We start from the raw sequence: 11,813 nt of genomic DNA on the forward strand, positions 1-11,813 counted from the left end.
CCGGGATATTTGAACCAAGGCAAAAAGGCCGTCAGGGCAGCAATGCTGCACGGGCGGCCTTTTTGATGGCATCGGTCAGGGGCGCGAGAGCAAGTCCAGTGATGCGGCTGAACTGCCAGTAAAGCGGCACCTCCAGCGGCAACGCGGGGGCCAGATCGACAAGGCGGCCTTGGGCCAGATCCTCGCGGACCAGCATTTCCGGGTTCATGCCCCAGCCAAGACCCAACCGCGCGGCATCGGCAAAGGCGTGCGACACGGGGATGCGGTGCATGGGCAGGGCCAGCCGCTTGCCGGTCAGCGCCTGCACCCAGCGGCTTTGCAGCGCGTCCTTGCTGTTGAAGCACAGCGCCGGGGCGAGGGCCAGTTGGGCAGTTGTCACGCCGCGGGGAAAATGGCGGGCGACGAAGTCCGGGCTGGCGGTCGCGCGATATCGCATGGCGCCCAGGCGCAGGCTGTCGCAGCCGGGAACGGGACGGCTGTGACTGGTGATCGCAGCCACCACCAATCCACCACGCAGCCAAGCAAGCGCGTGGTCCTGGTCGTCAATGGTCAGATCCAGCAGCCCTGGCGTGGCGGCAAGGGCGGGCATGACCCAGGTCGCCAGGCTGTCTGCATTGACAGCCAGGCGCAGCACGGGCTTGTCCGGGGACAGTTCTGCCAAACCAGATTCCAGAAGCCGGACCTGATCCAGATGCACGGCAAGCCGCAGGCCCTGCGCCGTTGGCCTGACGGGCGGTCCCCGGTCAATCAGGACGCTCCCTGTCCGATCCTCGAGGCTGCGGATCCGTTGAGAGATGGCAGAGGGCGTGACCCGCAGCGCGGCGGCTGCGGCGTCAAAGGAACCGCGCCTGATGACCTCGGCCAAGGCGGCCAGAGCGGGATAGTCGAACATTAGCAGCGCTTCATCAGAGTAAGGAATTTTCATTTTATCTGATCCGCGGGCTGTGCGACAGGGCGGGTCGGAGGTGCCATGATGATGTCCTATACCGCCGGGCTTGGAACTGGGTTGTCGCTGATCGTCGCCATCGGGGCGCAGAATGCCTTTGTCCTGAAGCAGGGGCTGATGCGGCGCCATGTGTTCTGGGTGTGCCTGTTCTGCGCCTTGTCCGATGCCGCCTTGATCCTGCTGGGGGTGACGGGCATGACGCACGTGGTCGCCCTAGCCCCCTGGCTTGCGGATGCGATGCGGTGGGCGGGGGTGGCGTTCCTGGTCTGGTATGGTGCGAGATCCTTTCGCGCGGCCTGGCATGGGGGCCATGCGCTGCGCCCCCAGGGGGACGGAGCGACCTTGGGCCGGACCTTGGCGATGATCGCGGCCCTGACCTGGCTGAATCCCCATGTCTGGCTGGATACGGTCGTGCTGCTGGGGGCGGTGTCTGCGGGCTGGCCGGATCCGCTGGCCTTCGGCCTAGGCGCCATGGCCGGTTCGTTCCTGTTCTTCTTTGCCTTGGGTTACGGGGCGCGGCTGCTGGCGCCGGTCTTTGCCCGGCGCCGCGCCTGGCAGGTGCTGGAACTGTTGATCGGCATTGTGATGTGGTTGATCGCCTTGTCCCTGATCGTGGATTGAGCTTGCGTCCCTGTGGCAAAGCGGTCCAACTGCACATCATGCAATTGGACGCGCAAACACGCCGCGATCTTGCGGGAATCGGATGGATGCTGGTGACGGGTCTGTGCTTCGTTGCCGTGAATGGCATCGTGCGAAGCTTGGAGGGCGCGGTGCCTGCGGCGCAGGCAGCCTTTATCCGCTTTGTCTTTGGGTTGCTTTTCGTCGGCCCCTTGGTGATCCCGGCGCTGCGAACCGGATTTACTCGCCGCATCTGGCAGCTTCTGACGGTGCGTGGAGGGCTGCATGTGCTGGCGACCGTCGCCTGGTTTTATGCCATGTCGCGCATCACCGTGGCCGAGGTGACGGCCATCGGCTTTCTGAACCCCATTGTCGTGACCGTAGGCGCCGCCCTGTTCATGGGCGAGCGTCTGGCCGCGCGGCGGATGATGGCGGTCGGCGTCGCGCTGATGGGCGCGCTGATCGTGCTGCGGCCGGGACTGAGGGAACTGGATCCGGGCCATCTGTCGCAGATCCTGGCCTCGGTGGCATTCGGGGCGTCCTACCTTGTTGCCAAGCGCATCACCGACCATGTGTCGCCTGCGGTAGTCGTCGCCATGCTGTCGCTGACGGTGTCGATCGGTCTTGCGCCCTTGGCCTGGATGGTCTGGGTTCCGCCGACTTGGGGCCAAGTCGTGTGGCTGGGTCTGGTCGCGGTGTTCGGGACGGCGGGCCATTACAGCATGACCCGCGCCTTCGCCGTCGCGCCGATGACGGTAACGCAGCCGGTCACCTTCCTGCAACTGATCTGGGCCAGCCTTGTCGGCGTCTTCATCTTCCACGAGCCGCTGGACGGCTGGGTGATCCTGGGCGGCGGGCTGATGATCGGGGCGATCTGCTATATCACCTGGCGGGAAGCGCGGCTGCGGGCGCGCGCAAGTGCCACCATCGTTGCGACTGCCGCCGAATAGGCGTGAAAAAACCCGCCGTGCGATGCGCGGCGGGTTTCGATCCGTTCAGCCGATCACATCCCGGCATACAGCGGGAAGCGCGCGCACATCTGGGCGACCTCGGCCTTGACCTTGGCCTCCACGGCGGCATTGCCTTCCTCGCCATTGGCTGCCAGGCCGTCCACGACCTCGACGATCCAGCGGGCGATCTGGCGGAATTCCTCCTCGCCGAAGCCGCGCGTCGTGCCTGCAGGGGCGCCCAGGCGGATGCCCGAGGTGACGAAGGGCTTTTCGGGATCGAAGGGCACGCCGTTCTTGTTGCAGGTGATATGGGCGCGGCCAAGCGCGGCCTCGGTCGCCTTGCCGGTGACCCCCTTCGGACGCAGGTCGGCCAGGCAGAGGTGGTTGTCGGTGCCGCCCGACACGATGTCGATGCCGCCCTTCATCAACTCGTCCGCCATGGCCTGCGCGTTCTTCACGACCTGCGCTGCATAGGCCCGGAACGAGGGTTGCAGCGCCTCGCCAAAGGCCACGGCCTTGGCGGCGATCACGTGCATCAGCGGGCCGCCCTGAAGGCCGGGGAACACGGCGCTGTTGATCTTTTTCGCGATGTCGGCGTCATTGGTCAGCACCATCCCGCCGCGCGGGCCGCGCAGGGACTTGTGCGTGGTAGTGGTCACGACATGGGCGTGGGGCAGGGGCGAGGGATGGGCGCCGCCTGCAACCAACCCTGCGATATGGGCCATGTCCACCATCAGATAGGCGCCAACCTCGTCCGCGATCTTGCGGAACGCGGCCCAATCCCAGGTGCGGCTGTATGCCGTGCCGCCCGCGATGATCAGCTTGGGCTTATGCTGGCGGGCGCTTTCGGCAATCGCGTCCATGTCCAGCAACTGGTCCTGCTGGCGCACGCCATAGCTGACAACGTTGAACCATTTGCCCGACATGTTCACCGGCGATCCATGGGTCAGGTGGCCGCCCGAGTTCAGGTCCAGCCCCATGAAGGTATCGCCCGGCTGCAGCAGCGCCAGGAACACCGCCTGGTTCATCTGCGAACCGCTGTTTGGCTGGACATTGGCAAATTCGCAGTCGAACAGCTGTTTCGCCCGCTCGATCGCCAGGGTTTCGACGATATCGACATACTGACAGCCGCCGTAATAACGCTTGCCCGGATAGCCTTCGGCGTATTTGTTGGTCAGGACCGAACCCTGCGCCTCGAGCACGGCCTTGGACACGATGTTTTCCGAGGCGATCAATTCGATCTCGTCGCGCTGGCGGCCCAGTTCCTGGGTGATGGCCTTGGCGATTTCGGGATCGCCGTTGACAAGGGCTTCGGTAAAGAATCCGGTCTCGCGGGTCGGGGCGTTCATGGTCTCGCGTCCTTTCGTCAGGCCAGGGGACAGGCTGTTCCGGGCCGTCATACCCCAGGGTTGACGGTGCGGAAAGCCACAAAAGCGACGAGACGGGGGTCGATGGCGACGGGGCTTGCAATGCCGGGTGACGCATCGGATGCTGCCCGCCGACAAGCAAGGACCATCATGGCGCCGAAGATCCACTTCACCGCAAGCGAGGCCGAGATTGCGCAAAACGCCCTTGCGGCGTTGTCGGCGCGCTACGGCAGCGTGTCCCTGGACCAGGCGGATGTGGCCGTGGCGCTTGGCGGCGACGGATTCATGCTGCAAACGCTGCACGCGCTGACGAACCGCGATGTGCCGGTTTACGGGATGAACCGGGGCACCGTGGGGTTCCTGATGAACAGCTATGCCGAAGGGGGGCTGATCGAACGGCTGGTGGCGGCCGAGGAAACCGTCATCAATCCCCTGCGGATGTGCGCGTTCCGGGCCGACGGATCTACCCACGAAGCCCTGGCCATCAACGAGGTCAGCATGTTGCGCGAAGGCCCGCAGGCCGCCAAGCTGCGCATCCATGTCGATGGCAGGATGCGGATGGAGGAATTGGTTTGCGATGGCGTGCTGATCGCCACACCCGCGGGTTCGACGGCGTATAACTATTCCGCGCATGGTCCTATTCTGCCAATCAATTCCGAAGTTCTGGCTCTTACTGCCATCGCACCGTTCCGCCCCCGCCGCTGGCGTGGCGCCCTGCTGCCCAAGGGCGCGCAGGTCGAGGTCGAGGTGCTGAACCCCGAACGCCGGCCCGTCATGGCCGACGCGGATTCCCGGTTTGTGCGGCATGTTGTGCGCGTCCAGATCAGCAGCGCGCAGGACGTGCGCCACCGGCTGTTGTTCGACAGCGGTCATGGGCTGGAGGAACGGCTGCTGCGCGAACAGTTCGTCTGATCCGGGCTGGAAGCGCGGCGGGATTTCTGGTTTTAGATGCGCGATCACCACAGGACGGCCCGCCATGACCCTGCATATCGACCTGCAAGCCATTGTCGCCAACTGGTCTGCGCTTGCCGCCAAGGCCCCCGGCGCCCGTGCCAGTGCCGTGGTCAAGGCCGATGCCTATGGCCTGGGCGCCGCCCGCGTGGCCGCCGCGCTGTACGAGGCAGGGGCGCGGGATTTCTTCGTGGCCCTTGCATCCGAGGGCCGCGCCCTGCGTCCACATCTGCCCCGCGACGCGCGCATCAATGTCCTGTCCGGCCATATAGAGGGTGCGGACCTGACCGGTCTGGTGCCCGTCCTGAACAGCTCGGAACAATTCTTCCGCGACCGCGCCATGCGGCCGGGCAAGCCTTTTGCGATCCAGCTTGACACCGGCATGAACCGGCTGGGCCTTGAGGCGGGCGAATGGTCTGCCATCCGCGCCGAGGCACTGGCTGCCAAGCCCGATTTCATCATGTCGCACCTGGCCTGCGCGGACGAACCCGGCCACCCCGCCAATGCCAGCCAGCTTGCCGCGTTCCGCGCCATGACCGAGGGCTGCGATGTGCCGCTTTCGCTGTCTGCAACGGGGGGGATCCTGCTGGGACCGGATTATCATTTCGACCTGATCCGCCCGGGCGTGGGTCTTTACGGCGGGCTGCCTTTTGCCGACGCGCAACCGGTCGTGCGGTTGTCGCTGCCGGTGATTCAGACGCGGACCGTCCAGGCGGGCGAGTTCGTGGGTTACAGCGCCACCTGGACTGCGGATTCCCCGCGCCGGATTGCCACGGTCGCGGCGGGCTATGCCGACGGGATACTGCGGTCGATCTCGTCCAAGGGGGCCCGCCTTTATGCGGCACGAACGGCCTGTCCCATCGTCGGGCGCGTGTCGATGGACCTGATCACTGTCGATGTGACCGGCTTGGCGGATATTCCGGCGGAACTGGACCTCATTTGCCCCGCGCAACCGGTGGATCGGGTCGCGGATTATGCCGGGACGATCGGCTATGAAATCCTGACCTCCCTTGGCCGCCGCTACGACCGGACCTGGCGGTGAACCCAGTCCGCCTGATCGGCCGGGCCGCGCTGTCGCTGACGCGCGGCATTGGCTCGGCAGCCTTGTTCACCATGCGCGGATTGTTCCTGCTGCGGCCGTTCCATGGACGCGCCTTTGGGGCGCAACTGGTGCAGATCGGCTGGTTGTCGCTGCCGGTGGTCGGCCTGACCGCGCTGTTCACCGGTGCGGCGCTTGCCTTGCAGATCCATTCCGGCGGCGCGCGGTTCCAGGCCAGCGACGTGGTGCCCGCGATTGTCGCCATTGGCATGGTGCGCGAACTTGGCCCGGTTCTGGGCGGGCTGATGGTGGCGGCACGCGTGGCAAGCTCCATCGCGGCGGAAATCGGCACGATGAAGGTCACGGAACAGATCGACGCGCTTGTGACGCTGTCCACCGACCCGATGCGATGGCTGGTCACGCCACGCCTGTGGGCGGCCGTGCTGACCGTGCCCGTGCTGGTCGGGGTGGGCGACATCATCGGCATCATGGGCGGCTGGCTGGTCGGCACGCAGTCGCTGGGCTTCAATTCCGCGTCCTATCTGGCGAACAGCGCGGCCTATCTGGAACGCTGGGACGTGGTGTCGGGGCTGCTGAAGGGTGCGGTTTTCGGCCTGATCGTTGCGGTCTGCGGCTGCTGGTTCGGGATCCATTCCGGGCGCGGCGCAGCGGGCGTGGGGCGGGCCACCAAGTCTGCCGTGGTCGCCGCCGCCGTAGGCATCCTGGCCGCAAATTTCATGCTGACCGGGCTGTTCTTCGAATGATCCAGATCAGCGGCCTGCGCAAATCCTTTGGCGGCAAGGCGGTTTTGGCGGGCGTCGATTTGGCCGTGGAACAGGGCGAAAGCCTGTGCGTCATCGGCCAGTCGGGGACGGGCAAGTCCGTGTTGCTGAAATGCATCCTGGGCCTGACGGCGCCCGATGCGGGACAAATCCTGTGGCAGGGAAAGGCGCTGGATCCCACCACCCGCCCGGCCTTCCTTGCCCGCTTCGGGATGCTGTTCCAAGGGGCGGCGCTGTTCGACAGCCTGACCGTCTGGCAGAACGTGGCCTTTCGCCTGCGCCAGCGGATGCCCGATGCCCGGGCCCGCGCCATTGCCTTGGAAAAGATGGCCCGTGTCGGCCTGGGGCCGGAAACCGCCGACCTGATGCCTGCCGAATTGTCGGGGGGCATGGCCAAGCGCGCCGGCCTGGCCCGCGCCATTGCCGACGATCCGGCGGTGATTTTTTTCGACGAACCCACGACTGGCCTTGACCCGATCAGGGCGCGGCGCATCAACGACCTGATCCGGGGCATCGTGACGGAAACCGGCGCCATGGCCATCACCATCACCCATGACATGGAATCGGTGCGCGCCATTGGCGATCGGGTGGCGCTGTTGCAGGACGGGCGCATTGCCTGGGATGGTCCGGTTTCACTGATGAACCACGCCGCGCCCTTGGCGGGGTTTCTTGGCAACACCGCGCCACTATGACCTTGTGCGAATCCCCTTGGATCGCCACCATTATGACAAGACGCCTGAGCAGGAGAAAGATTTGGGCCTTACGCCTACGCCCCCCGTCGCGACCCCTTCGAATGAAACCCTGCTGGAATTTCCCGACAACAGGCTGCTGATCGACCTGTGCGGGGCCAATGACCGTCACCTGGCCCGGATCGAGGAGGCGCTTGGCGTCCACATCCTGCGGCGCGGCAACCAGTTGGCCGTGGTCGGCACTCCCGAGGCCCAGGCCGAGGCTGCGCTGCTGCTGCGCGGCCTTTACGCGCGCCTGGAACAGGGCCGCCCCGTGTCCCTGGCCGAGGTCGAGGCCGCGTTGCGCATGGGCATCGACGATGCGGCGCCCGCCACGCCTGCGGAACAGATGGAGATGTTCGCGGCGGGCGATTACGAACTGCGCACCCGCAAGAAATCCATCGAACCGCGCACGGACGCGCAGAAAGCCTATGTCCGGTCGCTGTTCCAGAACGAACTGGCCTTTGGCATCGGCCCGGCGGGCACGGGTAAGACCTATCTGGCGGTCGCGGTCGGCGTGACCATGCTGATCGGCGGCCATGTGGACAAGATCATCCTGTCGCGTCCCGCGGTCGAGGCGGGGGAGCGCCTGGGTTTCCTTCCGGGCGACATGAAGGAAAAGGTCGATCCCTATATGCAGCCCCTTTATGACGCGCTGAACGATTTCCTGCCCGCCAAGCAGATGCAGAAGCTGATGGAGGAAAAACGGATCGAGATCGCGCCCCTGGCCTTCATGCGCGGGCGCACGCTGGCCAACGCCTTTGTCGTCCTGGACGAGGCGCAGAACGCCACCACCATGCAGATGAAGATGTTCCTGACCCGGCTTGGCGAAGGATCGCGGATGGTCGTCACCGGCGACCGCACCCAGATCGACCTGCCGCGCGGCATAAATTCGGGCCTTGTCGATGCCGAACGCATCCTGGATGGGGTCAAGGGCATCAGCTTCAGCTACTTCACCGCCAAGGATGTCGTGCGCCACCCGCTTGTCGCGCGCATCATCACGGCGTATGACGCGGAAGATGCCGCCGCCCTTGCGCGCGGCGAATCAGAGGGACCGCGCGGACAATACGCACCCCGCCGGGCAATGCGAGGCGATGCCTGACGACATATCAACCGATTGCGTCATCGAGGATGACCGATGGGACAGCCTGGGGCTTGAAGCCCTGGCCGAACGCGCCATCTCTGCCGCGCTGACCTGGCACGGCATTGGCGGAGAGGTCGTGGTCATGGGCTGCGACGACGCCCGCATCGCGTCCCTGAACGCCGATTTCCGGGGCAAGCCGCGTGCGACGAACGTGCTGTCCTGGCCCTCGACGGAACACATTCCCCACGAACCGGGCGTCCCGCCAGACCTGCCGGATACCGAGGAACTGGGCGACATCGCCATCGCCTATGAAACCTGCCTGGCCGAGGCAGAGGTCCAGGGCAAGGCCGTGGACCATCACGTCACGCATCTGCTGGTCCATGCGACCCTGCATTTGCTGGGCTATGACCATGGCAACGATGCCGATGCGGAAACCATGGAAGCTGCCGAGCGTTCAATCCTGGCGCGCCTGAATATCCCCGATCCTTATCACGAGAAGGTCTGATGAATTCCGAGTCTCGATTACCTGCCCAGCCCCTTGGCGCCGATGCTGCAAGTGCTTCGGATGGCGTCGGAGGGGAGGGGCGGGATCTTCCCGCCTCTCGCGGTTTCCTGGGACGTTTCTTCGATGCCCTGACCGGCGGGGATGATGACACGGATGATGCCCCGAACAGGTCCGCGCCCGTCGTGCCCGGCATGGTCAACCTGCGGCGGATGCGCGTCGATGACGTGGCGGTTCCCAAGGCGGAAATGGTGGCTGCGTCTGACACCAGCAGCCTGGACGACCTGGTTGCGCTGTTTCGCGAACATGGCTTCTCGCGCCTGCCGGTCTATGCCGAAACGCTGGACAGCCCGCTGGGCATGATCCACCTCAAGGATCTGGCGCTGAAGCATGGCTTTGGGCAGGCGGGCGATTTTCATCTGCGGCCCATGCTGCGGCCCTTGCTGTATGTGCCGCCGTCGATGCCTATCGGCGTGCTGTTGCAGCAGATGCAGCAGAAACGCATCCACATGGCCCTTGTGATCGACGAATACGGCGGCGTGGACGGCCTTGTGACCATCGAGGATCTGATCGAGCAGGTTATCGGAGAGATCGAGGACGAGCATGACGAGGCCGAGGGCAGCCTGTGGGTCTTGGAGAAGCCCGGTCAATGGCTGATCCAGGCCCGTGCTTCCCTTTCCGATGTCGAGGGCGAAACGGGCCTGGCGCTGATGGGGGAAGACCAAGGCGAGGATATCGATACCCTGGGCGGCCTGGTCTTTGCCCTGGCAGGCCATCTTCCGTCCGAGGGCGAGGTGATCCCCCATGCCTCTGGCGCAGAGTTCGAGGTGGTGGATGCCGACCCGCGCCGGATCAAGCGCGTGCGGCTGCGTCTGCCGGCGGCATCGGCGGCCGACAAGGTGATGCCGGTCCATATTCCCCAGCCAACGCCTGACAGGGGCGCCTAGACGCTGTCTTGAAACAGGTCCAGCGCCGCTGACAGAAAAGCAGCGCGGCGGTCAGGGCGGCACATCATGACCTCGTGCCTTGCGCCCTCGACCTCTATCAGCGAGGCGGCGGGCCATCGGGCGGCGCGGTCACGGATTGCCGTGGGCGAGACGATCTTTTCCCTACTGCCCAAGCTGATCAGGGCCGGAAGGTCAGGCGATGGCATTCGGGAGAGGCGCAGGCATTCGTTCAACGCCTTACCCACCCAGTCGAAACTCGCGCCGCCCAAGGTCATGTCGGGCCAGACCGCGGCCTCGCGCACCATGCGGCACCATTGGTCGGCATCTTCGGTCAGCAGGTTGGCGCTGAAGCATTCGTCCAGCACATAGGTGCCCATGGCGCCACCGCCGCTGCCCGGCGCCAGACGACCGCCCCGGCCCAGCCGCCCTGCCAGATAGGCCATGCCAACCGCCACGCCATGCGACATAGGCCGCAGGTTGATGCCCCACATGGGTGCCGAAAAGGCCGCCGAGGCAACCGGCAGGCCCCCGTGCAGCGCCGCAAGGCCGATACAGCCGCCCATCGAATGGGCCAGCAGATGCCAGGGCTTGGGCAAATTCCGTTCGGTCGCGGCCACAACCATCTCGACCACGTCGCGCTGATAATCGCCGAATTGCGCGACATGGCCCAGCCGCACATCCGGCAACAGGCGGTCCGACAATCCCTGGCCGCGCCAGTCGATCGCCAGGACATCATAGCCGGAATCCGTCAAAAAGGCCGCAGTGCCGGAATATTTCTCGATATACTCGGTGCGGCCGGGGAACAGCAGCACGCTGCCCCGGCTGTCCGACGCGGCAGGCCAATGGGCCAGCCGCAATGTCACGCCGTCATCGGCCTGCATCCAGAAAGCCTGCGCCGGACGAAGGATATCGCCCGGCAATTGCCTGAACGGTGCCGCCTGACCGCGCATCGGTGAATCAGGACAGCGCCTGGCCCAGTTGCATGGCCACGCCCATGGAACCGTCGATCTTCAGCTTGCCCATCATGAAGGCGGTGGCGGGATTGACGCTGCCGTTCAGGATGCCTTCAAAGGTGTCGCGGCTGGCGAACAGCGTGACCTCGGCTTCCTCGTCGCCCGCGCGAACCCCGTTTTCGTCGATCATGATGGCGCCCTCATCCTCGATCACGAATTTCGCGGTCGAGCCGAAGCTGCCGATCTTCTCGTTCAGTTTCTCGACGGCGGCGTTCACAACATTGCTCATTTTCAGGTCTTTCGTTTCAGGTGGGCTGGCGCCCGGCAGGCGGGCTGGATAACATCCCCCATATGCGCCCGCTCTGCCACATTTTCCATAATGTCGTCGCGGCAATATGCCACCGAATAGTTACGGTTTTCTTCATTTTCACGATATTTCTGTCAGCCGGTGCTGCGTGTGCCCAGGATCCGCCTGATATGGACGATCTTTTCCGCCGCCTAGCCGAACCCCAGGGCGAAGCCTGGCGCATAGCCGAATCGGATATCCTGCGCGAATGGTCGAAATCCGGGTCCGCTGCCATGGACGTGCTGCTGCAACGGGGCGAAAAGGCCCTGGACGAGGGGGACGCGGCGGCTGCCGTGGGCCATCTTACGGCGCTGACAGACCACGCGCCGGATTTTGCGACCGGTTTTTACACCCGCGCGGCGGCCTATGCGACTTTGGGCCAGTTTGGCCCGGCCTTCCAGGACCTGGCCCGAACCCTGCAACTGGAACCCCGCCACTTCTCGGCGCTGACGCAACTGGCCGTCATGCTGGAGGAAACGGGCGATACCGAACGCGCGCTGGCCGCCTATCGCCAAAGCCTGACCATCCATCCCCATCAGCCAGAGGCGATAGATGGCGTCGCCCGTCTGGAACGCCAGCAGGACGGCACCGATATCTAGC

At 65.2% G+C, this 11,813-nt stretch carries 14 protein-coding genes; 10 read left to right on the plus strand and 4 right to left on the minus strand.

The genetic code is table 11. The features are described 5' to 3' along the window. Positions 1 to 31: 31 nt before the first annotated feature. Complete coding sequence (locus LZ585_RS07440) at positions 32 to 892, minus strand: LysR family transcriptional regulator ArgP (RefSeq protein ID WP_234852988.1); 861 nt, start codon at positions 890 to 892, stop codon at positions 32 to 34. Between the two features lie 78 nt (positions 893 to 970). Here LZ585_RS07440 and LZ585_RS07445 point away from each other — a divergent pair, with 78 nt between their 5' ends. Then, the gene (locus tag LZ585_RS07445; protein WP_390625056.1) at positions 971 to 1,567 is read left to right on the plus strand and encodes a LysE/ArgO family amino acid transporter; all 597 of its coding nucleotides are present in this window, start codon (positions 971 to 973) and stop codon (positions 1,565 to 1,567) included. Positions 1,568 to 1,653: 86 nt separating this feature from the next. Then, a complete protein-coding gene (locus LZ585_RS07450; protein ID WP_234852989.1) occupies positions 1,654 to 2,514 on the plus strand; it encodes a DMT family transporter in 861 nt (286 codons plus the stop codon). A gap of 53 nt (positions 2,515 to 2,567) precedes the next feature. On the opposite strand, the gene glyA is transcribed toward LZ585_RS07450, so the two are convergent. After that, the gene (gene glyA / locus LZ585_RS07455; RefSeq protein WP_234852990.1) at positions 2,568 to 3,863 is read right to left on the minus strand and encodes a serine hydroxymethyltransferase; all 1,296 of its coding nucleotides are present in this window, start codon (positions 3,861 to 3,863) and stop codon (positions 2,568 to 2,570) included. 168 nt (positions 3,864 to 4,031) lie between these two features. Between glyA and LZ585_RS07460 the strand changes: the two genes are divergently transcribed. From LZ585_RS07460 to LZ585_RS07490, 7 genes are all read left to right on the plus strand, one after another. Continuing rightward, entirely contained in the window at positions 4,032 to 4,793 is a 762-nt protein-coding gene (locus LZ585_RS07460) for an NAD kinase (protein WP_234852991.1), read from the plus strand. A gap of 64 nt (positions 4,794 to 4,857) precedes the next feature. Continuing rightward, on the plus strand, positions 4,858 to 5,874 hold the full coding sequence (gene alr / locus LZ585_RS07465) for an alanine racemase (protein WP_234852992.1): 1,017 nt from the start codon (positions 4,858 to 4,860) through the stop codon (positions 5,872 to 5,874). After that, on the plus strand, positions 5,871 to 6,635 hold the full coding sequence (locus LZ585_RS07470; protein ID WP_234852993.1) for an MlaE family ABC transporter permease: 765 nt from the start codon (positions 5,871 to 5,873) through the stop codon (positions 6,633 to 6,635). The genes alr and LZ585_RS07470 overlap by 4 nt, the downstream gene beginning before the upstream one ends. Beyond that, positions 6,632 to 7,345 (plus strand): ABC transporter ATP-binding protein, encoded by a 714-nt coding sequence (locus LZ585_RS07475; RefSeq protein WP_234852994.1) that lies wholly within the window; start codon positions 6,632 to 6,634, stop codon positions 7,343 to 7,345. The genes LZ585_RS07470 and LZ585_RS07475 overlap by 4 nt, the downstream gene beginning before the upstream one ends. Before the next feature lie 61 nt (positions 7,346 to 7,406). Continuing rightward, complete coding sequence (locus LZ585_RS07480) at positions 7,407 to 8,483, plus strand: PhoH family protein (protein ID WP_234852995.1); 1,077 nt, start codon at positions 7,407 to 7,409, stop codon at positions 8,481 to 8,483. Further along, a complete protein-coding gene (ybeY, locus tag LZ585_RS07485; protein WP_234852996.1) occupies positions 8,476 to 8,970 on the plus strand; it encodes an rRNA maturation RNase YbeY in 495 nt (164 codons plus the stop codon). The genes LZ585_RS07480 and ybeY overlap by 8 nt, the downstream gene beginning before the upstream one ends. Further along, positions 8,970 to 9,914 (plus strand): hemolysin family protein, encoded by a 945-nt coding sequence (locus LZ585_RS07490; protein ID WP_234852997.1) that lies wholly within the window; start codon positions 8,970 to 8,972, stop codon positions 9,912 to 9,914. The genes ybeY and LZ585_RS07490 overlap by 1 nt, the downstream gene beginning before the upstream one ends. Here the strand turns inward: LZ585_RS07490 and LZ585_RS07495 are convergent. Together LZ585_RS07495 and LZ585_RS07500 are read right to left on the minus strand one after the other, a co-directional pair. Then, positions 9,911 to 10,795, minus strand: a complete 885-nt coding sequence (locus tag LZ585_RS07495) for an alpha/beta fold hydrolase (RefSeq protein WP_234852998.1) — start codon at positions 10,793 to 10,795, stop codon at positions 9,911 to 9,913. The genes LZ585_RS07490 and LZ585_RS07495 overlap by 4 nt on opposite strands. Positions 10,796 to 10,871: 76 nt before the next feature. Then, positions 10,872 to 11,156 carry an SCP2 sterol-binding domain-containing protein gene (locus tag LZ585_RS07500; RefSeq protein WP_234852999.1) on the minus strand — a complete coding sequence of 95 codons (285 nt, stop codon included), beginning with the start codon at positions 11,154 to 11,156 and terminating at the stop codon, positions 10,872 to 10,874. 188 nt (positions 11,157 to 11,344) lie between these two features. On the opposite strand from LZ585_RS07500, the gene LZ585_RS07505 reads away from it, so the two are divergent. Beyond that, a complete protein-coding gene (locus LZ585_RS07505) occupies positions 11,345 to 11,812 on the plus strand; it encodes a hypothetical protein (RefSeq protein ID WP_234853000.1) in 468 nt (155 codons plus the stop codon). The last annotated feature ends 1 nt before the right edge of the window (position 11,813 follow it).

It is taken from the genome of Paracoccus everestensis, assembly GCF_021491915.1.
Lineage (GTDB): Bacteria > Pseudomonadota > Alphaproteobacteria > Rhodobacterales > Rhodobacteraceae > Paracoccus > Paracoccus everestensis.

Coding starts and splice junctions, on each gene's coding strand:
- LZ585_RS07440 (WP_234852988.1), bottom strand. CDS start 892: ATGTTCGACTATCCCGCTCTGGCCGCCTTGGCCGAGGTCATCAGGCGC.
- LZ585_RS07445 (WP_390625056.1), top strand. CDS start 971: ATGATGATGTCCTATACCGCCGGGCTTGGAACTGGGTTGTCGCTGATC.
- LZ585_RS07450 (WP_234852989.1), top strand. CDS start 1,654: ATGCTGGTGACGGGTCTGTGCTTCGTTGCCGTGAATGGCATCGTGCGA.
- glyA (WP_234852990.1), bottom strand. CDS start 3,863: ATGAACGCCCCGACCCGCGAGACCGGATTCTTTACCGAAGCCCTTGTC.
- LZ585_RS07460 (WP_234852991.1), top strand. CDS start 4,032: ATGGCGCCGAAGATCCACTTCACCGCAAGCGAGGCCGAGATTGCGCAA.
- alr (WP_234852992.1), top strand. CDS start 4,858: ATGACCCTGCATATCGACCTGCAAGCCATTGTCGCCAACTGGTCTGCG.
- LZ585_RS07475 (WP_234852994.1), top strand. CDS start 6,632: ATGATCCAGATCAGCGGCCTGCGCAAATCCTTTGGCGGCAAGGCGGTT.
- ybeY (WP_234852996.1), top strand. CDS start 8,476: ATGCCTGACGACATATCAACCGATTGCGTCATCGAGGATGACCGATGG.
- LZ585_RS07490 (WP_234852997.1), top strand. CDS start 8,970: ATGAATTCCGAGTCTCGATTACCTGCCCAGCCCCTTGGCGCCGATGCT.
- LZ585_RS07495 (WP_234852998.1), bottom strand. CDS start 10,795: ATGCAGGCCGATGACGGCGTGACATTGCGGCTGGCCCATTGGCCTGCC.
- LZ585_RS07500 (WP_234852999.1), bottom strand. CDS start 11,156: ATGAGCAATGTTGTGAACGCCGCCGTCGAGAAACTGAACGAGAAGATC.
- LZ585_RS07505 (WP_234853000.1), top strand. CDS start 11,345: ATGGACGATCTTTTCCGCCGCCTAGCCGAACCCCAGGGCGAAGCCTGG.